This is a genomic window from Clostridium sp. AF28-12, assembly GCF_003435225.1.
In the GTDB taxonomy this organism is placed as follows: Bacteria; Bacillota; Clostridia; order Lachnospirales; family Lachnospiraceae; genus Pilosibacter; species Pilosibacter fragilis.
In genome coordinates, this window is sequence record NZ_QWGJ01000005.1 from 55,802 (window position 1) to 77,938 (window position 22,137).

At 45.4% G+C, this 22,137-nt stretch carries 26 protein-coding genes and 1 pseudogene; all 27 read right to left on the reverse strand.

The features are described 5' to 3' along the window. Positions 1 to 3: 3 nt before the first annotated feature. The 27 genes and pseudogenes from DWY93_RS06060 to DWY93_RS06185 all read right to left on the reverse strand — a co-directional run bounded on the left by DWY93_RS06060 (position 4) and on the right by DWY93_RS06185 (position 22,134). Positions 4 to 1,119 carry a hypothetical protein gene (locus DWY93_RS06060; RefSeq protein WP_117471948.1) on the reverse strand — a complete coding sequence of 372 codons (1,116 nt, stop codon included), beginning with the start codon at positions 1,117 to 1,119 and terminating at the stop codon, positions 4 to 6. 15 nt (positions 1,120 to 1,134) lie between these two features. Further along, positions 1,135 to 1,305, reverse strand: a complete 171-nt coding sequence (locus DWY93_RS17135; protein ID WP_181968292.1) for a hypothetical protein — start codon at positions 1,303 to 1,305, stop codon at positions 1,135 to 1,137. A gap of 268 nt (positions 1,306 to 1,573) precedes the next feature. Further along, positions 1,574 to 1,837, reverse strand: coding sequence for a helix-turn-helix domain-containing protein (locus DWY93_RS06070; RefSeq protein WP_002593789.1), 264 nt, complete (start codon positions 1,835 to 1,837; stop codon positions 1,574 to 1,576). A gap of 15 nt (positions 1,838 to 1,852) precedes the next feature. After that, positions 1,853 to 3,631 carry a VirD4-like conjugal transfer protein, CD1115 family gene (locus DWY93_RS06075; RefSeq protein WP_117471952.1) on the reverse strand — a complete coding sequence of 593 codons (1,779 nt, stop codon included), beginning with the start codon at positions 3,629 to 3,631 and terminating at the stop codon, positions 1,853 to 1,855. 54 nt (positions 3,632 to 3,685) lie between these two features. Next, positions 3,686 to 4,573 (reverse strand): DUF3991 and toprim domain-containing protein, encoded by an 888-nt coding sequence (locus tag DWY93_RS06080; protein WP_242990542.1) that lies wholly within the window; start codon positions 4,571 to 4,573, stop codon positions 3,686 to 3,688. 65 nt (positions 4,574 to 4,638) lie between these two features. Next, complete coding sequence (gene mobP3, locus DWY93_RS06085; protein ID WP_117471955.1) at positions 4,639 to 7,515, reverse strand: MobP3 family relaxase; 2,877 nt, start codon at positions 7,513 to 7,515, stop codon at positions 4,639 to 4,641. Between the two features lie 110 nt (positions 7,516 to 7,625). Next, positions 7,626 to 8,225 (reverse strand): alpha/beta hydrolase, encoded by a 600-nt coding sequence (locus tag DWY93_RS06090; RefSeq protein ID WP_117471957.1) that lies wholly within the window; start codon positions 8,223 to 8,225, stop codon positions 7,626 to 7,628. 24 nt (positions 8,226 to 8,249) lie between these two features. Further along, positions 8,250 to 8,570, reverse strand: coding sequence for a TfoX/Sxy family protein (locus tag DWY93_RS06095; protein ID WP_117471959.1), 321 nt, complete (start codon positions 8,568 to 8,570; stop codon positions 8,250 to 8,252). A 43-nt stretch (positions 8,571 to 8,613) separates the two neighbouring features. Continuing rightward, positions 8,614 to 9,030, reverse strand: coding sequence for a YjdF family protein (locus DWY93_RS06100; RefSeq protein WP_117471961.1), 417 nt, complete (start codon positions 9,028 to 9,030; stop codon positions 8,614 to 8,616). Positions 9,031 to 9,225: 195 nt separating this feature from the next. Beyond that, on the reverse strand, positions 9,226 to 9,645 hold the full coding sequence (locus tag DWY93_RS06105) for a nuclear transport factor 2 family protein (RefSeq protein WP_117471963.1): 420 nt from the start codon (positions 9,643 to 9,645) through the stop codon (positions 9,226 to 9,228). Between the two features lie 155 nt (positions 9,646 to 9,800). After that, positions 9,801 to 10,214: a hypothetical protein gene (locus DWY93_RS06110; protein WP_117471965.1), complete on the reverse strand. Its 414-nt coding sequence runs from the start codon at positions 10,212 to 10,214 to the stop codon at positions 9,801 to 9,803. A 407-nt stretch (positions 10,215 to 10,621) separates the two neighbouring features. Further along, positions 10,622 to 10,885 carry a DUF6103 family protein gene (locus tag DWY93_RS06115; RefSeq protein WP_055650613.1) on the reverse strand — a complete coding sequence of 88 codons (264 nt, stop codon included), beginning with the start codon at positions 10,883 to 10,885 and terminating at the stop codon, positions 10,622 to 10,624. A gap of 69 nt (positions 10,886 to 10,954) precedes the next feature. Continuing rightward, complete coding sequence (locus DWY93_RS06120; protein WP_002593799.1) at positions 10,955 to 11,233, reverse strand: hypothetical protein; 279 nt, start codon at positions 11,231 to 11,233, stop codon at positions 10,955 to 10,957. A gap of 113 nt (positions 11,234 to 11,346) precedes the next feature. Then, on the reverse strand, positions 11,347 to 12,351 hold the full coding sequence (locus tag DWY93_RS06125; RefSeq protein WP_333523632.1) for a C40 family peptidase: 1,005 nt from the start codon (positions 12,349 to 12,351) through the stop codon (positions 11,347 to 11,349). Positions 12,352 to 12,425: 74 nt separating this feature from the next. Beyond that, complete coding sequence (locus DWY93_RS06130) at positions 12,426 to 12,947, reverse strand: gamma-glutamylcyclotransferase family protein (protein ID WP_117471970.1); 522 nt, start codon at positions 12,945 to 12,947, stop codon at positions 12,426 to 12,428. Positions 12,948 to 12,961: 14 nt separating this feature from the next. After that, positions 12,962 to 14,005 carry an amidoligase family protein gene (locus DWY93_RS06135; protein WP_117471972.1) on the reverse strand — a complete coding sequence of 348 codons (1,044 nt, stop codon included), beginning with the start codon at positions 14,003 to 14,005 and terminating at the stop codon, positions 12,962 to 12,964. 15 nt (positions 14,006 to 14,020) lie between these two features. Next, entirely contained in the window at positions 14,021 to 15,784 is a 1,764-nt protein-coding gene (locus DWY93_RS06140) for a DUF87 domain-containing protein (RefSeq protein ID WP_242990552.1), read from the reverse strand. Between the two features lie 83 nt (positions 15,785 to 15,867). Then, positions 15,868 to 16,467: a hypothetical protein gene (locus DWY93_RS06145; protein ID WP_002593804.1), complete on the reverse strand. Its 600-nt coding sequence runs from the start codon at positions 16,465 to 16,467 to the stop codon at positions 15,868 to 15,870. Beyond that, the gene (locus DWY93_RS17405; RefSeq protein WP_117471977.1) at positions 16,464 to 16,724 is read right to left on the reverse strand and encodes a hypothetical protein; all 261 of its coding nucleotides are present in this window, start codon (positions 16,722 to 16,724) and stop codon (positions 16,464 to 16,466) included. Before DWY93_RS17405 ends, DWY93_RS06145 begins: the two co-directional genes overlap by 4 nt. A 161-nt stretch (positions 16,725 to 16,885) precedes the next feature. Continuing rightward, the gene (locus DWY93_RS06155; RefSeq protein ID WP_117471979.1) at positions 16,886 to 17,143 is read right to left on the reverse strand and encodes a 4-oxalocrotonate tautomerase; all 258 of its coding nucleotides are present in this window, start codon (positions 17,141 to 17,143) and stop codon (positions 16,886 to 16,888) included. 110 nt (positions 17,144 to 17,253) lie between these two features. Beyond that, positions 17,254 to 18,978, reverse strand: a complete 1,725-nt coding sequence (gene dcm, locus DWY93_RS06160; RefSeq protein WP_181968502.1) for a DNA (cytosine-5-)-methyltransferase — start codon at positions 18,976 to 18,978, stop codon at positions 17,254 to 17,256. Beyond that, the gene (locus DWY93_RS06165) at positions 18,975 to 19,349 is read right to left on the reverse strand and encodes a DUF4406 domain-containing protein (protein ID WP_117471981.1); all 375 of its coding nucleotides are present in this window, start codon (positions 19,347 to 19,349) and stop codon (positions 18,975 to 18,977) included. The genes dcm and DWY93_RS06165 overlap by 4 nt, the downstream gene beginning before the upstream one ends. Positions 19,350 to 19,364: 15 nt before the next feature. After that, positions 19,365 to 20,267, reverse strand: a complete 903-nt coding sequence (locus DWY93_RS06170) for a conjugal transfer protein TrbL family protein (RefSeq protein WP_117471984.1) — start codon at positions 20,265 to 20,267, stop codon at positions 19,365 to 19,367. Between the two features lie 17 nt (positions 20,268 to 20,284). Continuing rightward, complete coding sequence (locus DWY93_RS17410) at positions 20,285 to 20,875, reverse strand: hypothetical protein (protein WP_242990555.1); 591 nt, start codon at positions 20,873 to 20,875, stop codon at positions 20,285 to 20,287. A 183-nt stretch (positions 20,876 to 21,058) separates the two neighbouring features. Continuing rightward, positions 21,059 to 21,304: pseudogene (locus DWY93_RS17415) on the reverse strand (DUF4259 domain-containing protein); the annotation flags it as partial. A gap of 10 nt (positions 21,305 to 21,314) precedes the next feature. Continuing rightward, complete coding sequence (locus DWY93_RS06180; protein ID WP_117471988.1) at positions 21,315 to 21,647, reverse strand: DUF3852 domain-containing protein; 333 nt, start codon at positions 21,645 to 21,647, stop codon at positions 21,315 to 21,317. A gap of 16 nt (positions 21,648 to 21,663) precedes the next feature. Beyond that, positions 21,664 to 22,134, reverse strand: a complete 471-nt coding sequence (locus DWY93_RS06185) for a hypothetical protein (RefSeq protein WP_117471990.1) — start codon at positions 22,132 to 22,134, stop codon at positions 21,664 to 21,666. Between the last annotated feature and the right edge of the window lie 3 nt (positions 22,135 to 22,137).

A 22,137-nucleotide genomic window follows, 5' to 3' on the forward strand; every position in this document is an offset into this window, starting at 1 on the left:
CTTTCAGGTCTGCTGGTGCTGCATGGACACGATATGGCAGTCCGGGCAGAACTCCACATAGAGCGTGCCCTCCGCACAGTCAAACACCGTATCCCACTGGATTTGGGCCAGATACTTCATGGGCTTGCCGCAGTGAGGACAGGTCGTATATTCCGCGTCCTGCACCCAGTTGGCAAAGCCGCCGATGGTGTTCACATCCTGACAGGCCGCGCCGTAAAACAAGGGTACCGGCGTCTTGCCCAGCACAAAGGGATTTTCAGTGAGGGCCTTGTAGTCCTCGGGCCGAACATAGCACTTCGTCTTCTCCGCACCATCAAAGAGTTCGGAGGGAAAGACCTCCACGCCGCCGTCCAGAGTAAAGCGGTTGAAGGCGGGGCCTTTCAAAAATCCCACACAGTTGGGGCAGCAGGTGGCGGTCAGGATGCCGTCCAGCCCCAGGAATTTCAGCCGCTCATCCCGGCCATCCAGCACCAAAATATCCACCATGTGTCCGCCGCAGTGGGGACAGGTGTCCTCCCGTGCTCGGCCAATGCGGATGGGAGATTTCTCGCCAGTGGTTCCCTTGACCATAGGATAGCAGGTGTCGAAGTTGAGTTGGATTCTCTGGCCCTCCTTGTCGAAGGTCCAGCCTCCGATCTGCGCATAGCTGGATGAGTCTACATAGAGACCCTTGCGCCAGGGCCGGGGATTTCGCTCCAGCTCCAGCAGAGTCTCCATTGCCTTGTCATCTCCTTGCATAGCAAGGCAACTCATCAGGTCGGCGGCATTCCGAGAGTATTCTGCTTTTAGCAGGGCAGCAACTAAAGCGTCCCGCACATCCTCTGGCGCGTGGTAGTAGAGCTCACAGGGCCAAAACACCTCTGCGGCCAGTGCCACCTGCTGAATCTCCGGGGTGATGGCATCATGGTAGCCAAGCAGCTGCCAAAAGTCGGTGAACTCCGGGTCCTTCATATCAGCCAGCTTCTGGATGTTCTGGATCAGGTTTTTCTGTTTCTGCGTGATTTGTTCCGGCGTCCAGGCAAGAGCAGCTTGCCGTTCTTGCTCGCACTTACATTTCCAACACAATCCCTCATAACCCAAGGGGGTTCCACAGCTGGGGCAGGTATATTTCAGACTCATGTTCTCATACTCCTTTCAGGCAATAAAAAAGCCCCACGCCGCACTGTCATAAAGACAGGCTGACGCAGGACATGAAGAAGCCGCGTTGAAGGAGCCGCATCCACCAGCAGATGTAGTTTCTTCAACAACCAAAATATTTTTTTCGTATCTTAAAGCAGCAAATTGCTGTCCAATATATTGTTTCATCGCAGCACCCTTTTTGTTCACATAGCATTGTTTTTTATTATACCACATATTGTTTTATTCGGGAATATTTTTCTTACCCTAAGTTGTTTTATATTCACCAAAAATTGATACGCATTAACCTCACACCCACCTTCCTTTTTTATAGATAACTGTCTAATTTTTTCTCTGATTATTATATTTCTTCAAGTGATACCTTCTCTTCATATGTCATATTGCCATATCCCATATGCCACCAAGAAAACAAACTGATCCCTTGGTGGCGTATCTTCTAGCTGCTGTCTATCAGCGTATATAAAAGACTGCTTTTTCCTCCGTTTTCACGCCACCTCTGTTCCTTTTTTATAAGCCCAGCCTTTACCAGATCCTGAATCGCCCGCTCTACAGTTCTCCGTGATAGGTTTAATTCCTTTGCGATAGTACCAATCGCAGGATAGCATTGTCCGTCTGTATTACTCCGGTCTTTCAAATACATATACACAGCTTTAGCCCGATGGGGCAGATCTGAAGAATAAATTTTAGAAAAATAAGCCATCTGTTCTCCTCTCTGCTAATCGGTTCTAAGAGGTGGTCTTCGAGTAGCTGCCTTATGCTGTTTTTCCTTCGCTGTCTCTCCATGAGCCTTTCCTCCTAAAAAAGAAGCCTCCTCCAACTTTCCGCTTTCAACAGATCCCCTCCATAAATCTTCCTCATCAAAATCAGACCGCCTTACTATTTCCTCCTCCAATTCCAATCGGTCAGCATATACAACTTCTCTTGCTGCCTGTTCCGGGACTTCATAAACCTCCTCAAACCGGATACCCCATTTTAAAAACAAAGGAAGTCTTGTTTTCATAGGGCATACCCCCGTCTTAGCAAGAATGAAATTCCCTTTTGGCAATGTCTTTAACTCCTCCGGCGCCATTAATGGTCTGCTCATCATCTGCAGGCTCTGGCTGGGGTCATTTTTTCCTTTGGATATAGAACCAGACAACACCGTTCTGTTTCCCAATGCTTTGGATAAGATTTCTGCGCTCTCTGAGTTTGGTGCAAAACCTCCAAACAAAATATCCTGGCAGTTATCGATGATAATACTGGAACCTTCTTTTCCATAATTCTTTTCCAACTGCGCAAAGCTCTGAATGATAGGAACCATGCTGATCCGTCTGGAACGGCCTGCAGAAAACATCATCTCCATGGATTCAATTTTCGGTATGGTTCCGATTTCATCCGCAAACATCATGACTCTGTTGGGCAGCTTTCCTCCATGTTCATCTGCAATCGTCAACATTTCCCGGTAAAGCTGCTGTAAAAACAGGGATACCATAAAATACTTCGTGTTATCTTCTTCCGGCAGCACAATAAAAATTGCTGACTTTTCCCTACAGAATGTTTCCGTGTCCAAGGTACTCTCAAAGCACAGGATCTGTTCCATTTCAGAATCCAGAAACGCATTCAATCTGGACATGGTTGTGGATAGCACAGAGGCCATTGCCTGATCCGCAGAATTTAAAGCTGCTCCTGCAAACCACTTCGCCTTGTGAGTAGGTGGTAGCTTATCCATAAGTAACTGGAACAGGCTCCGGTTCTTCACGGGGGATGGCGCCAGAAGATCCTGAATCAGCTTGAACACAGAAATGATATGGCGTTTCTCTGGCGGGCAATACTCTGCAATCAACAGAATCACAGAAGTCAGCAAACCTTCTGCTGCATCATAGAAAAAAGCATTTTGTCCATAACTGCTGGCAGAAGCCCCTTCAGAGCAGATGATTGTTTTAGCTGTAATTTTTGCATACTTCTCTGCTCTTGCCTTTGCTGCCAGATTTTCAGGATTCTTTAAATACTCATCCATGTATTTATTAACCAGCGTCAGGATATTGTTGCCATCAGAACGGGTGGGATTTCGTAAATCCAGAATGGAAATCCGATAGCCATAATATTCCTTGGCTATACCTGCATAATTACGAAACAGATCGCCCTTCGTGTCTGTGGTGAGAAAACTCATTCCAGAAGCACAGGCATATTCGATATTGGGGTATAAGAAGTTTGCGGTCTTACCCACTCCTGCTGCCCCGATCATGAGACAGTGAATATCTCCACTGTCTACCAGTGCTGTGATGGAATTTCCTTTCTTTTTGTATCCAACTACCAGCCCCTGCTCTTTTGGTAGACGCTTTCCTGCTCTCCATTGCTCCGGTTCATATGGTACATGAGCATACGTTTCCCGTATTTCCTTTTCCGTTGCAAACCGTGCAGTTCCATACTGCCCGTCTCCTACCGTTCTCGATTTAATTCCGTTTAAGGTATAATGATTTGATATCATTACCAGACTGCCGATTACAGCGAACATCCCCAAACCTATACAAATAAATATAATGACTCCCTGTATCCTACTCCCCTCCTCTCACATCATCTGTATAACTGTCTGCTGTCTGTTCATATATTCCGGCGGTGGCTTCTTCAGTTCTTGAAGATCCTCATTCCAATCCTTAAGATTTGAAAAAAGCGAGAATATCATATGGTATCCCCGCTCAGACAGGTTTTTCTTTATCCGTTCCCTTGCCTGGATTCCCGCCTTATCATGATCCAGACATAAAGCAATTTGGGAGATGTGCGGTGCATCATTCAAAAGCTGCATCAACGCATGTTCTGCCACCCCACAGAGTGCCACATAACTATGATCCATCCACCCCTTTTGATACATGGAAATAAAAGACAGCATATCAATCGGTGCCTCAAATACATACACGGTATTGCTCTTCCCAACCCAACGAAAACTGTACCTTGGATCGCATCCTTCTACATTCCCCTTAAATGGTTGTCCCTTCTGACAGGTTCCCCTTTTATGTGCATGGCGTGGAATTCCATCTGAATCAAAACCCACAAACACAACATTATGATATTTGACATCTTCATAAATCATGTGTTTTCCTGCAAATACAGATACTACTTTAGGATCCACACACCTTGTCTTTATCAGATACGCAAAAGCACGGTGCATGGTCTGGTTCGCTTCTGGAAGTACGAATGGCTTTTTCGGTTCTGGTTGCTGATTCACGCTTTCCTGGTATGCAACTCCCTGTTCTCCGCTAAGCAGCATTGTAACTGCGTCCGGAAAGCTCTGGTTATAAAACATCCGCACAAAGTCAATGGCACAGCCTCCCTTTTCTGTCGCGTGATCATACCATCGATTTCCCCTCACTGTAATACTGTGATCACTGGCCAGGCGCTTTTCTCTTCCAGAACGAAGCAGCTTTTCCCCCTGCCTGGAAAGAAAATCTTCCAGATCCACCGCATTGGCCCTCTGTTTCTGTTCTTCCGTAAAATAAACAAATTCTCCCATGCCATCCTCCTTCGTCAATAAATACCTTGTGCCGGCTCCTGATCATCCCTATGATGTCCTTGAGCCTGCTTTTTCTCTGACAGTTTCCTGCGTCGTTTCCGGTCAATCTGATACCGCTTCATTTCCATTGGTCTCTGTACTTCTTCGCAAAACAGCTTTTCCAGATGATGAAGCAGTCTGGTTGCTGCCAGAAACAAGGACGGATCCTGATATGCATCCAGATGTTCCAGTAAAAAACTGGCATACAGATTTCCTTGTTCTGCCGATGCTGTCAGATATTCCACTGCCTTTTCCCGATCACGGGAAACATCTCTGCCACAGAGATATAACTTTCCCAACGCATACTGAGCATACTGGTTTCCTTTTTCCGCACATAGTCCCAGGTAATGTACTGCTGTTTCCACATTTTTCGTTACATGTTCTCCTGAAAGATATAACTTCCCTAACTGATAAAAGGCCCATTCATTTTTCTGCTCCGCTGCCTGTTGAAGCCATTTCATTGCCACTTCCACTTGGGGAGAAAACTCTTCCCCCTTGAGATATAGCATTCCAAGCCGATACTGCGCATACGGATTTCCTTTTTCCGCTGACAGACTGAGCCACTTCACAGCCGCTTCCACATCCTTCGGTATTTCCTCCCCCAAAAGCAACAAACATCCCATCCGATATGCAGCATATTCATTTCCAAGTTCTGCTGCAGAGCGGAACCATTTCATGGCCTGATCCATATCTTTATTAAAATACACACCATCCTGGTATAATTTCCCCAACACATACTGGGCAGCTGAGTGCTCTGCATTTGCTGCTTTTGTAAGCCATTCCACTGCCTGGCCGCTGTCTCCACTTCCCGTTTCCAGCCAGAGTTTTCCGAGTGCATACTGAGCATTGGTATTTCCAAGCTTGGCAGACTTTTCCCAATATTCAGCTGCTCTCTTATCATCCGCTTCGGTTCCCGTTCCTGTGTGGAGCATCTGACCAATTCGGTACTGCAGTTTATCATCATGACTTTTTTCTTCCAATATCACGAAACCGGAATACGCATCCTGAAATCCTCTCTCTGCTAGTTTGGGATCCGGCTCTGTACCAAGACCATCCCGATACATCTTTGCCAGTTCCAGACTGGCATAAGGATTTCCCTGTTCTGCCGAACTCCTGTATAAAGAGAATGCCCGCATATCATTTTGCTCCACCCCCCGTCCCCGTCGGTAAAGCCCAGCCAGAGAATACTGGGCATACTTATGGTCCATTGCAGCCGCCTGAGAAAACCAGTGTGCCGCCTTTTCATAATTTTGTTCTGCTCCCAAACCAGAAGCATACATTTTCCCAATACGATATTGCAGATATGGTTTCTCCTTTTTCTTTACGGATTCTTCTCTTACAAGAAATGCTTCCAATGCTTTCTCATACCATTTCTGTGCCAGCCCCACATCCGCATCCCGTCCCAAGCCATCCGCAAACATCCGGCCAAGGTCGTGCATGGCAAACCCATTCCCCTGCTCTGCTTCCTGAAGGAACTTCTGATATGCCTTTTCAAAATCCTGTAATGTAGAATCGCTGCCATACAAATAATTCCTAGCCTGTATATATCCATCTGTCCACCAGTTGGAACTGGATTTTTCTTTTCTGCCATTAGGAAAAAGCTCTTGCTTGAGTTCCTCCTCCGCATAGTCCGAATCTAGTTCCCCTGTCAGCTCTGCTACCGGATCTGGTTCTTGTATAAAAAAATCGTCCTTTGGTTCTGAGTATCCATCTTCATTCTCTTCAAACAAAAAATGATGACTGCCAAGCCTCAATGCTTCTGCAATCACCATATTTTTGATACTTTTTAATTTAGGCTGTTTTGATAAAGGCGGTAATTCTTCCGTCTGTTTTCGGTAGGTCTTCACAATCTCATCCTGCCATAGCCCCCATTCCCGGTACAGGGCAGACACCCGGTCATCTTTCTCCAACTCATCTACGATATGATCAACCAGATCCTTCACATCTCTCTTCAGGTAGCCATAAACCTTTTTCCCGCCTGTATTCTGCAGCCGTTTAGAAAGCTGCATCATACTGGTTTCAATTTCCGAACTCTTAAGCGTCCCCGCCCGTATTTCATCTATCCATGTTTTCATTACAACTTCCGACCGTTCCTTTAAATCCATACGAGACTGTGCCTGCTCCTCATAAATATTTGCAAAATCTTGACGGAAAATATCATGTGCCAGCTCAGAACGCATGGCCTCAATCGACTGCTTTGTCAGATACCCTTCTCCATCTTTTACTGAGTACACCAATAGATGAACATGAGGATGATGGCTTTCATTATGAAATGCAGCGTACCATTTCAGATTGGCGCTGTCAATTTTCATATGCTTACACAGCATTGCCCGTTTGGAACGCAGCAATGCCATCCACTGAACAGCACTGTCGTACCCTAACCGGGCTGCGTCCTCGCGCCGAAGGGAAATCACATGTGTCCACACAATTCCCTTGTGATCTGCCACCTGATTCTGCACCTGTCCAAGAACCACCGGTTCTCCCTCATCTGTAAACAGGCCATGCTCCCCAATCTTTTCTACACGGGGACGATGCGCCAGATAATCCACATAATTTTTTCGCGTCGCTGCTATATCAAGATTTTGTTCCAATGCACAGGAAATAAATTCCGAGGCATTTTCGATTGTTGGTTTTCTTTGATAATCTTCATACTCCAGCATTTCTTTTGTCGCCGGAAAATCCTGCAGGAGCTGATGCACTAACTTCTTTTGACTCACCGTTGCTGGGAGGTGCTTTTTACTTGTATCAATTTTCTCTACCCCTTTCCGCGTTCCAATGTAATGGACATAATTTTCTTTCTGAGATGGTTTTGCATCTTTTAAATATCGGGAAGTAAAAATAAGTTTTGCCATGTTACTCCTTTTTAGAAAGCAAAAAGGAACCTATGGCTTATCACACACCATGGCTCCTTTTACTTTTTATCACATCTTCTTCCGTTACATAGTTTCAACATTTGAACATATCATGTACATTGCTTGATCCAGTCAGAAAGAAAGTCCATCTGCTCTTTCGTATGAAACCAGTGCTCCCCGTTTTCCATAACTGTAAGTGTTGCTCCGATTCTATCTGCAAACTCAGCTATTGTTTCATACGATGTCAGGTTATCCTTTTCTCCATACAGAATGTGCGTTGGAACAGTCCAGGTAACAGGATGCTCCCTCACATAACAAAGATAAGCCCAGGAAAGTGTTTCTCCAAAGGATGTCGGGATTTCTTTCTGTTTCTGCAAGTCATCTTCGGTCACATTCGCCCACTGCATCATATTCCGAATCAATCTTTCCATGTCTACAACCGGAGAAATAAAGTATGCCTTCTCTATTTTGCTGTCTGCCAAAGCACTCATAGCAAAGAAAGCACCAATGCTGTTCGCAATCACTGTTACCGTTTCATATGTTCCGCATAGGTTGTCAAACAATCCGGGAAACTCTTTTTTCGCTTCCCAAGGTGACTGTGAGGAATAGTCAAAACCAATTACATCATATTCTTCAAAGAGCGCTTTATAATACTCTGCCTCTTTCGGATTTCCACCTTTACCATGTATATACAAAATTGCCTTGTCCATTTATTTGTTTTCCCTTCACAATACCTATTTTTTCTTTTTGGATTTGGGCAGCGGCAGTTCATCATACATCGCGTGGAACAGTCCTGTCAAAAATTCTTTCTGATCAACCTCCTCTACCAGCAGCATCTCTTTTGCTCCCTCATAAGGTACTTCATATACCGAATCTGTCATATAGGCAATTGCTGACTTTGTAGGTTTTACAAGCAGTCTGTCATCATAAATACCTCCTATAATCTTGCCACGATAATAAATAATAAATTCTCCCATCATAGCACGGTATGTAATTTCATCCAACTCGGACAGCTGCTCTAAAATAAATTGTAAATAATTTTTGCTTGATGCCATCGTTTACCTCAAACCAAATTTTGTGTAAGAATACATTACATTCTTAATGTCCTCGATGTTTCTCTTTTTTCTTTTTTTGTTTTAAATCAAACATTTTTTTCTCTTCTGCCAATTTGTCTTCCCGGCTTTTAGACTTACGCTGCTGTTTCCTTTGTTCCTGCTGCAGCTTTAGTGCTTGCTGAGATTTTGTTCCAACGCCCCTATCCAACATTTGTTTATGAATTTCACGCTGGAGCTTCTTTGGGTTTTTTGTTAGTTCCTTTTCAGTAACCTCCACAGATGGACTAAATCGCAAACGATCATATTCCTTTAGCACAAACTCCCAAATCTCATAGTCCTTTGGTTCAGTTCCAAATGTTACTTTGGAAACGGAAAGTTTCCCATTTTCAACTCTCTCAAAAATACCTACCCAAAATGGTTCCTCAAAAAACACTGTCAGCTTGCCTGTCCTTATACTCATGGCAATCCCTCCTTAATGATTGAAATGAGCAAAGAATGGACAACCCGGAGGGGCAGGTTACTTACCCTGATATGCAGGACGGCCGGGCTACCTACCGGCTCTGGTATGCATCACTGCATACGTTGCGTTTTTATCTTTACTTTTATAATCAAGCCTCCTCGGCCAGATTAACACATATAATTTTTCTGTTTCTAATTAAAACCAACTCGCCTTTTCATCTCTAAATTTAGGCGTATCACTATCCTCATAAGGATTATAACTGTTTAAGTTACATCCAAACTCCTTTAATGATTTTATTTTATTATCTGCTGTCCATACAATCAAGGACATTCCGTCAAATTCCTCTATATTCCCATTATTCATTTCATTTTTAAAATACCACTCTACAACCGTCTGGTTATCTTTATGAAAGAACTGCTTGATCTTCCACTCCATCACCTTGCCACGTGTATTCCATTCATTAAACCAATGTTTTACAACTTGACGGTTATTATATTTTGGACTCCAGCTTTCAGTATAAATCACGTCTTCCGCAAAAATGTCATCCATACCAAGATCCTGTTGTGTAAGCCACATTTTGAACCATAGTTGAATGATTTGTTCTCTCTCATTCAAAATTCTACACCTCGATTCGTTTCTTATATATTATAATCGATGAGCTGTTGCATCGTAAAGGACAAATCTATATTTTATCTCTTCTGAAAATTCATCACACAACCAGAGGGAAGTACATATAAATTTTCTTTCCATCTTTTCTTTTCCAACAATATCTACACATCCCGCTTTTGATAATGATACGCATCTTCAAACTTCACAGTTCCATTGATCCGCCTCACTTCATCAACACATTTTGCGTGCAGCCTGTTTAAAGATTCTTCATCCACATCATGAGTGTAGGCAATTACCTGTGAGAGCTTGGACAATTCCACTGCTATCTTAAAGTCCATTCTGGCCAGACGGTTCTCACTATCCTGAATGGTTCCCGTAAGCACAGAAGCCAACGACTGCAAAAAATAATTTTCTGCTTTTCCTGCAAGAAGATACCCTATATAGAATTTAAGCGCTTCTGCTACAAATTCATTCCGGGAACGCACATTGGCTGTCTCTAACAGACCATCTGCCTGGTTTAAGATTTCCTTTTCGACATAAATTCCCGCACGTACTTTCGTATGTTCGCTTCCCATCGTTTCCTCCTAACCCTGGTATTCACAAAATCTCTCTCATTTCCTCCAAAATTCTGCCACTTTCAAAAATCCAGCACCATTCTTACGACCGCCTTCCCCAAAAGTATTCAAACCAGATTTTCCGAACGGCTTTGCCGGTCGGTGTTTTCCAGGGGTGGGCTGCCAAAAGCAGCATACCCCCTTTAACCTGCACACGTTTCGACCCAGCCAACCACTCAAGAATCCCGTATTCCCCCGTGTTCTTGCTGTTTCCATAACCTTCTCTCACATTTGCCCAACACCGCTTAAAATCCTCGTATGGGTACCACGATGCCACCTAGCTGTCCAAAGCCCGACACAGGGGCACACAGGGGGCTACACGGGGATGTCATGGATGACTGGGGATTCCGTTTCCTTTTTTCTGGTTATCATACGATTTCTGATTCTTCCAGCTGGGACTCCTCCCGTCTCGCAGTCCGATCAGCTCTCCGGGTACGTTCTCTGGCGGATATTTCTCTTGCCACCTTGTCATCAATATATTCACGGGTAGCCTGTGGGACATATTTTTCATACAGTTTCTGTACTGTATCATTTAATTCCCCCTGAAGATCGGTATCCCTTTTTTCCATATGGAACTTTAACGCATCCAATTTTTCTGTGTTAAAACTGACATTGATCGTAGTATTTCTCATTTCAAATCTCCTTTTTCTTTCAGAAAGCAAATCAGGCGGCTGCTCACACAGCCGCCCGATCTCGTTTCATCAGGTTCTTAAATAATGGATTAGTTCAATGGCATCTGCAAGACCTGCCTTATAATACCTCAGACGCTCCTGTTCCGGTATATCCATTTTAGCCATAAGTTGGTCGTCCAACCATTGTCGGTCATCCTCTGAAAGGCTATTGAGAATTCGATCCATGCGGAGGACATGCTCCTTGGTCTCTGTGCAATAAGCGGGAACCTTGTCCTCTTCACTTTTCCTCTTCAACTCCAGAACTCGTTCTTCGATTACCTGATTTAACTGATCCATAATCTCATCCATCGGTTACTTCCCTCCTTTCAGCCACACACAATACCGAACTTTTTTCTAAAAGTCGATATCACATATCCATAAACTGTCCAGGCAAATCTGCACAAATTTCATTTTTAGCTGTCTCATTCCGGAATAGTTGCCAGCCTTCCAAAAGCATACAGATGGCTGTTCCAGTAAGGAGAAGTAAGGTCCGCATAGCCAATAGGCGAACCACAATGCAGCATCCTAGAGCCTCCAACATAAATCCCCACATGGCTGACCGCCCCTGCAGATGCATAAGTTCCCGTAAAAAACACCAGATCTCCGGGTCTAGCTTCCTCTCTTGACACAATCGCACACTGGTCATAAATCCCCTGAGCTGTTGTTCTAGAAAGATGATACACCCCGGATCTCGTGTAGACCCAACAGATATATCCACTGCAGTCGAAACTGGTATCTGGAGAACTACCGCCCCATACATAGGGATAACCAATATAACGGGTTGCCTCTGCCATCAGCGCGGAAAAACTCCCATCTCCCATAGCCTGTCCGGGAGGAAGACCATTTCCACCCGGTACACTCACACCGTATTTTGCCAGCATATAGATGCGCTGTACATTCGTTTTATCTTCCAGAGAAACCTCCTGGTTTAATTCTGCAGCAAGATTTCCATAGACCATATTCAGGCTTTGGATTGGAATTGCAACCGTATAGGTTTCTCCCTCTTCATCCTCTCTCTCCTCATACTCTACAAAACAATCTGCGAATGCCCGGTAGTCCCCCTCATCCATCCGAGGGTGCTCCTTACCAAAAAACAGGGCATAAAAAATCGCTTTTACCTGGTAGGGATCTACTTCTTCGGCTTCTGCCATACCATTGATTTCATTTAACACCCCATCCAGTTTTTCAAAACTGTCCTGCATATTTTCGATGTACATCCGATACTCTGCTGGCACCTTTGAGGACAAATACCCCCCATGAAAGGACTTCTGGACAGCAGAAATGTTATGGTCTGCAGTCCCAGAAAGCGTGCACAGGATCATGGTGACAATTAAAATAACAGGGGTTACTAATGCTGCAATAACAGAAAAAAACACAGTCCGCCCATTCCGGTCAGAGAGGGTAAGCGCTACCAGTTTTGCTGTCACAGCGGCAGCTGAGACGGCCATAAAATCACTCCTTCCACACTTTTTATCGAGATATTCATCTGACGCATCAGGATTTATTTCATTCCATCATAGCCCCCCATATGAAACAGGCTCTGCTGATAGAAGCATCCCTCTCTTTCCTGTTTCTGTACAAGCTGATAAGCATGTTCGATTGCGTCCTCCAGAAACTGGGTTTCAAACCCTGCCGTTTCGTACCCTTGCCAGATTACATTGGCATAATGGTCAGAGGGAATTCCAAATGAATGCCCTGGTGTCATCACATAAACCATGGCCGGAACAGTTTTTCCATCCAGTTCAACCTCCAGCATCTGCTTCCCATACAAATTGGGATACCCTTCATAAAGATCCAGCGATGCCTCATCTCTGTTTTGGATCTCCCAGATCAGCACCGGCACAGTACTCCCTGCTTTAGGTTCTACGGTTGCCACAGCTCCCCTGCGGCCTCCCCGAAATAACAGTTCATAATCTTTTAACTCACTCTTTCCTACTACCTTCGCAGTCGGACAACGAAATGCCATCTGCTCCAGATTCAGATTGCTCCCATAGGCAATATAAAGTCTTTGTTTTCCTTTCAATTTGCTTCCTCCTGTCACATTCGCATACAAAAAGCCGAGGATTCCTGTGCTTCCCCAGCTGATTCTAATTCCTCAATTGGATGAATGATTTCCTGTCTCTGGATCCGTTCTGCCAATTCCTTCTCCCGCTTCTGTCGCATTCTTTCCTTTTGTGCTTCCGCCTGAGCCGGATCCTTCCAGGCAATACAGCCCGGCAGATTTGCCAGCAGATGCTGACGAGCTGTGGCGAATTCTTCTCCATTTAATCCTAGCCGTAAAAGCCAAGTGCGGAATGTATACTTCTCATTGCTGGTCTGAGTTTTTCTTCTGCTGGCACAGGACTGATTCAGCGCTTGGGCGCCAATCGCCAGACAAAACTGGATATAGGCCTTAATCTTGCCTGCATGAAGCGTCCCATTGAACAGACGAAATTCCACAGTTCCTTTCTGAAAAACAGAATGAAGGTTCAGACAATGATAGCGGCTATCATCATAATGCGCATCCCTCCGGCTCTCTCCGTTGTACCAGATCCGCTCTACAGCTTCCATACTTCTAGGTTTTCTCCGGTTTAACTCATCCAAAAATCGTGTATCCACCGGCTGACACCAACGATGCTGCCTTTCCACAGACACTCCAAGCGCTTTATAGATCAAGTCTTCCTTGGATGCCATGATATTGGTGATATTACGGAGAGTTCTGGCATCAAACGGCTCTGCATTGATATGCACATGGATTCCGCAGCTCTTGTTTGTCAGGGCACCATGCTCTTTCAGTTTCCGAATAATTTCCTGAATGGTAACAATGTCTTCATAGCGGCAGATTGGACTTACCATCTCTGTCCGGTATTCCACATCAGCATTTACCCTGCTTCCATTTACCTTCCGTTCTGCGTGAATACTGCTATCGCTCATAAATTTCCACTGCCGCCCCTCCGTGTCAATGGCTGCATAGGTATCGTAATAGGTTCCCAGATATTTGACTCTAGTTCCAAAATACTCTGCCGTTACCTCAGCCGCTTTCGCACGGGTAATGCCGGTCATCTCAATCTCAATGCCAAATTTCTGCTCCTTTAACTCCATTCATAGTCTCCCCTTTTAACGTCCTCCTGCCTTTCCGAACAGTCTGGCTTTGTGTTCCGGGGCATTTACCATTAAGTTATACCGCTCATTTCCACATTTATACAGGCAAACTCCCCTTTGTGGATACCGGATCAGGTTATACTCACTATCCTCCAGCTGCAGGGTATCCGTATAAAACTTGGCATCAATGCTCCCCGCATTGAACAGAAACTGATGCGTCGGGATGGAAAACAGCGGCTTGGTATACTCTCTCACGCCATCCAGATTAAAATCCTCTAGGTTCTGGCTTGCTATGATAACTGCAGAATCTTTTTTTCGCACACGCTTCATAAAATTTCTAACATACTCTACTGCAGTCAGGTTGGAAAGGAACAGATAAAACTCATCCAGGCTGGCTGCCGTATTGCCTTGTGTCAAAAGAACATCGCTCATAAACGAAAGCACATTAAAAAGCAATGCATTTTTAAGGCTCCTGCTGGCCTGTAACAGTCCTTTTACCCCAAAAGTAATGAAGCCATCATCGGTGATATTGGTATGTCCATTAAAGAACTTGCTCTCAGCTCCCACACACATAGAATTCAGCCCAAGAAGAATACTCTGAAGCATTTCTGCTGTATAAAGCTGTCTTCTGTTTTCGTCAAATCCCTGATATTCTTCCTCAATGAACGCATAAAGATCGGAGAGAACCGGGTAATCCTCCGCAACCAGGCATTCAAAATCACTTTCGTCTGTAATCCCCCATCTGGTATATAACTTCTGCAGCATGATCTCAATCACATCAATTTCCCTGTCGGAAAAATCCTTGTAGCTTCGGAAAAAGTCCTTTAAGAAACTGATATGCTGGGATAATCTGGATCGGATGCGAAAGGTCTGAGGTGCATCCAGATCCTCCGGGCTTCCCGCTTCGTCCCAGGTTTTCGGTTCCAGAGGGTTGATAATGAACTCCCCGCTCATTAAGTCGATAAAACACCCTCCCAGATTATTGGTCAGATCTTCATACTCCATTTCCGGATCCAGAGCGCAGATATGCATTCCGGACTCCCTTAAATTCGTCAGCAGCAATTTAAGCAGATAGCTTTTTCCCTGTCCGCTGTTTCCCAGAATCAGGATATTGGCATTCGTCTTATCATCTGCTCTCCGGTTAAAATCCACCAGTACATTACTCCCAAATTTATCTCTCCCAATATAGAACCCGTGAGGATCCGTCTTTCCTGAATAGTTAAAGGGATACAGATTCGCCACACTGCTGGCCGGAAGCACTCTCTCAAACTGATCCTTAAACAGGTTATAACCGCTTGGCATTACACACCGGAACCCCTGCTGCTGACGGAGGATCAGTCGGTCTACATTCAATTTTGACCGGATCAGTTCCGTTAGTACTTCTGTCTGAAGAAGCTTCAAATGCTCCAGATCATGGGCACACAACTCCAGATATACTGCCGTATGGAGGAGGGGTTCTCGGTTGCGGTGCATCTGGGCTACGATGGTAGTTACATCTTGTAAATTACTTTCAGCCAGAACGGTCTGCTGTAAATCACTGGTATTGCTCCGATCCATCCGGTTTTTGTTGGCTGCATTGCTGATGATCTTCCGCTCCTCAACGGGTGTCACATGACGAGTATAGATCCGCAAGGTTACACCGTCTTTCTCCCCTAAATGGGAGAGAATTGCCTGCTCTTCCGTAGCAGTCGGGTACTCCCGCAGTGCCCAGACACAACGATAGGTGTTACCACAAATAAAATGATCTGTTTCAAATTTAATGACAGACGGGGCGATCATATCCAGAAATTCCTGGATACGCACATTATCTTCCCTGTCATCAACTGCTGTTCTTCCTTTTTTCAAGTCATCTCCTCCTCACTCTAAATCTCTGGTATGATCCACCGCTCCCCGTCAAAGTCTTCAAACTTCTCTGTGGTCACGTTCTGCTCATAGTAAACAGCCAGGATACGTTTGATATCCTCTTTATCTGCCCGTTTAACAGAAAAACTCTGTTCCTTCAGGGATTTTTCAATCCTGGAAAGGTACGGAAAAATATCCGATTCCTTTTCATCTTTTAACCGCAGCATAATCAGAAATTCACGGGCTGTCGCCATCTGCACCTGAATCCGGTCCAGATGGGTCTGATCCTGTTCCAAAAGACGGCGTATGACTGGATTCTCTTCCTGCTCCATCTGACTTTTCAGAAACCGCTTGTTGTCTTCAAAGCTTTCCCTGCTGTTTAGACACAGCATCTCAATCTCTGCCACTCCTTTTAGCACAGTCATAAGAGCATAGATTCTTGCCCCGACACTAGATTCGGACAAAACAGAAATATTCGTTGGTTTTACAATAAAATACACCAGCTCCCCCTGTCCGTAGGTCACCAGACTGTAGTCTGTAATCTCCTTTGCACCAATGAACTGCCGTGTGGAGAGGCGCTTCTCTGCCTCTTTTTTCGCTTTTCTTTTCTCCCTGCTCATTCATACCTCCACTCAAAAAATTGCTGACGCATAAAAAAATACGCACAGGCATACCGGACAAAATCCAGAATGCTGGTATCTTCAAATCGGATCGTCAGAAATCCATATACCCCTGTCAGAACACAAGGGAACATAAATCCCGCCTGCGTAGCTACTAAAATGGAGACCAATCCGCAAATACCAAGAATCCCAATGTCCCGAAGCTGCCATAACCAAAGTGTTGCTTTTGATTTCAAATGGTCCGGATAAATATACAACCGATCACCTCCAAATAATAACCGCCGGCATGATGAAGCTCTGCCGGCGGTATGTTCGATCCTTCCTCTTATTCAGTTTCCTCAAGTTCTGCCTTTCCCTCTGTCTCCTGCATCTCTCCAGATACTACATGTTCTTCCTGCGAAAGTACATCTTCAATCAGTCAGATCACAAATTCTTTCTGGCTCTGTCCTGTCTTTTTGAGGTATTTTTTTAACCTCTGAAAAAACTCCTCTGATACCTGAAATGCCAGTGTCCTGATTCCGTTTGCCATCTCTCTTTCTCCCTTCTCAAAGTGGTCTTTTAGAATCCGTTCCATATACTCGTTCAGCTTGATTCCCCATTCTTCCTGTTCTTCCCTCACTTTCTTATGCAGGGATTCTGGAATCATGGCGCATAAATTTTTCTTACGCTCTTCCATTTGACTCTCCTTTCCTCGTTTTTACAAGCCAAGTATATCCATAAAGAGATGAGATAGCTATGACGATACCCAACAAAGATTGCCTGAAAACGGAAGCAGAACTACCAATCTTATGGTTCTTTCTCCTCCTTCATCTTCCGCAAAAAATAAGCGATACCACGGAGAACAAAATCCACACACGGTATCGCTACGCTATTTCCAAGAGCTTTGTAACGGGCACTGTCCGAGGCACCAGGGATATCTGTCCAGTGATCCGGAAAACCCTGCAACCGTTCACACTCCAAAGGCGTCAGCCTCCGGATCAATTTCCGGTTCTCAACAATACATTTATCTTCGCTGACATATTGATTATTGATCCCCTTATGATCTGTATATCCAATGGTTCCTACCGTATTCTGATACGGCTCACACACCAAATCCGTAGCATCCTTATGCTGTCTGGCACTCTGAGTCGCTGTTACCCGATTTTGCAGAAATTCATCACTTCTTTGGCGGCTGAACACTGCATGACGGTCTGCACTAGTAAGAGTATAGGAAATATCCGGCTGGCATCCCAGACCATTTCCTCCATTTTGTACTTCCCGATCAATGATATTTCCGGCAATACAATAACTCTCCGGCATATCTGAGACCAGTGGGACATTGTTTCCTCCTGTTCCATACCGGGCTGACATGGTAGGGGCCACCTCATGCGGACCTGTATATCTGGCATCAATCCCGTGATTCTCAAACAGAATCTGCTGATTGTTCCCGCCGGTTTCTGCCTCCTCTGTAAGAGCTGGATCCGGAATTTCCTCTGTCCCAGCACTCCCCTGCTGGATGCCCATCACCAGAGGCGGATGACCACTCATCCCTGCCCGCAGGGTTGCTGTTATATCGACCGAAACATCCATACGCTCTCCTCCTTGGTCATTGAGGCACAGACACTCTTCTTTTTTTTCTGCACTTTCAAACTTCCTCATCCCCTCTGCCACAAAGGTCTGCATCTGCATATTGGTCGTTGCCATCAAAGCTCCGGATATTCCGTTGAGGTTGATCGTTTCTTCCCTCTGATTAATATGGAACGCAAAAATATCCACCTGTTTTTCCTCTGCTACTCTACTCCCGCCTGAATCCGCAGAGCTGTTTCCAGCTGCGGTGGTAACTCCTTTCCCCTGACCTTGGCCCTCCGCAGGATCCCTAAGCAGGCGTTCCTGCTCAAATAATATCTTTGGTGCGGTGAGTCCTCCAAAATCTGCGACAAGGAAGATTCTACGGCGGCGCTGGGCGACTCCCCAGTATTGAGCATCCAAGACTCTCCAAGCCAAGCTGAATTGATCTCCCAAAATGGCAGCCCCAGCAGATTCCCAGCGCCCGGTGTCAGGTCGAGGCACATGACAGGTACTGTCCTTGATATGGACAATCTCCTCGATGACCGCCCGGAAATCTTCTCCATTTGCGGAGCTGAATGCTCCAGGGACATTTTCCCAAACGAGGTATCGAGGTCGAATAAAGTCATCTGATACCCCTCGTCTTTCATCCTCTGCTCTCATCTCCTTTACTATGCGTACCTGGTCCATAAACAGGCCGGAGCGCTCCCCTGCCAATCCTTTCCGTAATCCGGCTACTGACAAATCCTGACAGGGGCTGCCTCCACAGATTACATCCACAGGCGGCAATTTTGCTCCATCCAGTTTTGTAATGTCCCCTACATGGATCATATCTGGAAACCGGAGTTTGGTTACCCTCATGGGAAACGGTTCTATCTCACTGGCCCATACCGGCACACCTCCACAGTGAACTGCCGCCAGAGGGAATCCTCCAATCCCATCAAATAGGCTCCCCAGTGTCATCATCCGCCCATCTCCATTCCCTTTTGTATCGGTACTTCACACAGTTCCCATCCAATTTCCTGTTCGCTGACCCGTCTAAGCGGAATCCGGAGCTGCCTTGCTGCACGGATTTCCTGCTCCATTCCTGAAGACAGTTCACTTCCACACGCCCAGATTTCCTCACAAACCTTCAAAATCCGAAGCCCCATATCTGTTCCCAGCTTTCTCTCTTCTGGGACTCCATCATCCAGCATCTGCGGATATAGCAGATGAGAGGCAATTGGCGTAACCCCCTGGTTCATGGCATAACGACAGGCTGCCTTTGCAAATGCTACATTCCGCTCAACATCTCCAGAATACGGAGATGCAATATACACCAGTTTGTTGTGTTCCATCCTTCACCGTCCTCTCTACTTGGAAACCACTTGCACAACCGTCCTTGTTAGGTTCATAGCTCCCTGCGCTGCATAGACTGCTCCCATCACATTTGCTTTGGTTCCTGTTTCCAACCCAAACTGCCCCGCAATCCGCGGAATCTCACCTGCCGATAACATAAGCCCCAGACCAAGCAGTGCCTGATCCTTAACGACCATCAGACCTGCGATCAGGACCGTCGCCTGTAAAAATGCGGTCAGGCACAGACCGATTACCTGCTTGCACCAGCCAACAAATCCATCAATATATCCCCTTGGCACACTGAATAAATAAAGGCTCCCTACTGCAATCTGAATCAGCAGGATCCCGCCCCGTTTTAAGTTCGCAAAGAACACTTTGATTACCGCATAACCCATGAGAATCAGGAGAAAAATCATAAAAATCGGGCTACTAATCATTCCGATTCCACCAAAAACACCTGATGCGGCAGCCTCCTGCCAGGTGGCGGCATCCTGAAGAGACTGCACAATCCCTGCCGCAACTGTCCCAATATCTTCTCCCAATCCTGTAATACCAGCTGTAAAACTTCCCTGAAGGGAAACACTGAGTTTATACAGTTCCACTGGAACAGTAGTAAACAGGCTGGCTGCCAGGAATCCCTTGATTACGTTCAGTGCCGTGTCGCGTATGCTGCCCCTGCCATTCTGATATTCAATTCCACATTCAAAGGCTGCCACTACGATTCCCGTCACATAAAGTGCCCATGCCAGATAAGAAAAAAGAAGCACGACAGACTGCACCCAGCTCATTTCAAACAGTTCAGCCCCCATGCTTCCCATCTGCATGAAAAAATCTCCCAGAAATCCAACAATCTGACCATACAGCCAGTCAATGATCTGTCCCAGAACCGTATCTGCAACAAAATCCCAGATAAACAAGTTTTAACCACCTCCCCTTAACACATCTTCTGTCCCATTTGCATAGCTTCCTCCGGTTCTTGAAACACTTCCAAATAAGTCTTTATCGCCTCGCTGAGTACTTTATAATCTTCTTTCCCGGGCTGATATACATACCAGCTGGTCTCTTTTCCATAGGACCAAATGTGGGGATTTACCCCATCACGAAAATTAGGGTTCGTCGTGTTTTTCAGGCCCCACACATCTCTAAATTTCACAACCATGCTGTCGATCATTCCTTCATTCCGATTCAAAAGGGTCACTTTCAATCGGTCATAATGATCCGCAACCATGCCTGTCTGAAAGTTGATTTTGACACGGATCTGATCCGTCAGCCTTCCATAACAACAATTCCCAACAAACCTTGGTTCTGAAAAGCTCGCTCCCGTTCCAAACATTTTTTTTAGTTCCCTTTCAAAAAATGTCATGCTTTCCTCCTCCGACCTATGTGGGTTCTCACGTTCTTCCCCTTCTTTCTTTCCTGCCATTTTTCCCGGTTCCACCTTCTGGCAAACGCTTCCTGTCCATAATGCAACTGTTTCTCCCTCTCTTGTAAGCAGTTCATCCATCCTTCCAATCAGTTTTTCCATATGCGCCTGCCAGTGCTTCCAATCCCGTTCCTGAAACCAGCCGCACCACAAAACTCCCGACTTCTCCTGCTCTTTTGCACATTTACGGCTGTAAAAAAGAGTTTCCGACAGATATTCCCTTACCCACTGAAGGGATTCTTTCGATGCTGTAAAAGAAGACAGGGAGGAAAACTTCTTATCCCCCCTGATTCCATCCAGTGCAGAAAAATCCTTCTCCTGGAATTTTACAATTAGTTCTGCCACTGCCATTGGGCTTGTATGAGACACCCCTTCTGACACTTCCGGAGGGGCATTCCAAGAATCTGCCTTCAGCCAGGCAAGCATCTGCCGGAGTTCTACATCCCCTTGTTCCGGAAGATGTTTCCGTATGAGACTGATGGCATCCAGTCCAGCATCGGACTCAAACGCAGTAATTCCCCAACATCCCATGATATACCTCCTAAATTCCAAGAATCTGCCAGATATAAAGCGGTGCAGTTAGGGTAAATACCAGACAGGCAAACAGAATTGCAGGTGCTGCCCATTCAAACTGTCCGTGCTTCCGATAATCAAAGTATGCCGTTCCCAGTTTTCCAAAAAAGAACACGGCAAGGATCAAATCTATAGCGGGAAATACAACATGATCGACAACTGTTTTAATCTGTTGGGATGCCGTCTGCCAAGTTCCCCCAATCGCACCGGCTACATCGCCCGATGCATATACCGGAACGCAGAACAAAACTACCAGTACGAATACCATGCACATAACTGCTGAAATTTTCTTTGTTCTCATTTATTTTTCCTTTCTACTAAGATTGTGTGAGTTTCAGCCCCATTCTTTGCTGTCTTTCAAGAAGAGGAGCCAATTCGATAATATCCGGATGTTCCTGAAACTTTAGATCTCCCCGAAAGCCAACTTTTAAACTGCTAAACCGCTTTGCCTCCTCCTGCAAAGAAGTAGGTGCATCTAGTGGAAGTTCCTGATTCCACCGAACCCATTCCCCATTTTGAAAACGTGGCTGCAATCTCAAAATCACATAGGATTCCGGAACAAATACAGGATAATACCTTAATACTCCTCCAACTCCATAGTAAGGCTTCCCTTCCATCATCACCGTCTTTTGCATTAATTCCAGTGTATCCTCTAAAGATGTACAAAACCAGCATTCCTTATCACCCATCCTTCGTATCCTGCCATCCCTCAGAATATCTTCCAAATGGTCACGGGTTGTGTAATGATACAAAAATCCCCTTGGTTTCTCCGTCTGTTGATATGACATACT

Coding starts and splice junctions, on each gene's coding strand:
- dcm (WP_181968502.1), bottom strand. CDS start 18,978: ATGATGACACTGGGGAGCCTATTTGATGGGATTGGAGGATTCCCTCTG.
- DWY93_RS06070 (WP_002593789.1), bottom strand. CDS start 1,837: ATGGCTTATTTTTCTAAAATTTATTCTTCAGATCTGCCCCATCGGGCT.
- DWY93_RS06180 (WP_117471988.1), bottom strand. CDS start 21,647: ATGAGAACAAAGAAAATTTCAGCAGTTATGTGCATGGTATTCGTACTG.
- DWY93_RS06155 (WP_117471979.1), bottom strand. CDS start 17,143: ATGGAAGAGCGTAAGAAAAATTTATGCGCCATGATTCCAGAATCCCTG.
- DWY93_RS06075 (WP_117471952.1), bottom strand. CDS start 3,631: ATGTTCGCTGTAATCGGCAGTCTGGTAATGATATCAAATCATTATACC.
- DWY93_RS17410 (WP_242990555.1), bottom strand. CDS start 20,875: ATGGAAAAACTGATTGGAAGGATGGATGAACTGCTTACAAGAGAGGGA.
- DWY93_RS17135 (WP_181968292.1), bottom strand. CDS start 1,305: ATGAAACAATATATTGGACAGCAATTTGCTGCTTTAAGATACGAAAAA.
- DWY93_RS06095 (WP_117471959.1), bottom strand. CDS start 8,570: ATGGCATCAAGCAAAAATTATTTACAATTTATTTTAGAGCAGCTGTCC.
- mobP3 (WP_117471955.1), bottom strand. CDS start 7,515: ATGGCAAAACTTATTTTTACTTCCCGATATTTAAAAGATGCAAAACCA.
- DWY93_RS06165 (WP_117471981.1), bottom strand. CDS start 19,349: ATGGAACACAACAAACTGGTGTATATTGCATCTCCGTATTCTGGAGAT.
- DWY93_RS06140 (WP_242990552.1), bottom strand. CDS start 15,784: ATGATCGCCCCGTCTGTCATTAAATTTGAAACAGATCATTTTATTTGT.
- DWY93_RS06090 (WP_117471957.1), bottom strand. CDS start 8,225: ATGGACAAGGCAATTTTGTATATACATGGTAAAGGTGGAAATCCGAAA.
- DWY93_RS06120 (WP_002593799.1), bottom strand. CDS start 11,233: ATGGATGAGATTATGGATCAGTTAAATCAGGTAATCGAAGAACGAGTT.
- DWY93_RS06110 (WP_117471965.1), bottom strand. CDS start 10,214: ATGGGAAGCGAACATACGAAAGTACGTGCGGGAATTTATGTCGAAAAG.
- DWY93_RS06145 (WP_002593804.1), bottom strand. CDS start 16,467: ATGAGCAGGGAGAAAAGAAAAGCGAAAAAAGAGGCAGAGAAGCGCCTC.
- DWY93_RS06100 (WP_117471961.1), bottom strand. CDS start 9,030: ATGAGTATAAGGACAGGCAAGCTGACAGTGTTTTTTGAGGAACCATTT.
- DWY93_RS06115 (WP_055650613.1), bottom strand. CDS start 10,885: ATGAGAAATACTACGATCAATGTCAGTTTTAACACAGAAAAATTGGAT.
- DWY93_RS06185 (WP_117471990.1), bottom strand. CDS start 22,134: ATGTCATATCAACAGACGGAGAAACCAAGGGGATTTTTGTATCATTAC.
- DWY93_RS06135 (WP_117471972.1), bottom strand. CDS start 14,005: ATGGAGTTAAAGGAGCAGAAATTTGGCATTGAGATTGAGATGACCGGC.
- DWY93_RS06060 (WP_117471948.1), bottom strand. CDS start 1,119: ATGAGTCTGAAATATACCTGCCCCAGCTGTGGAACCCCCTTGGGTTAT.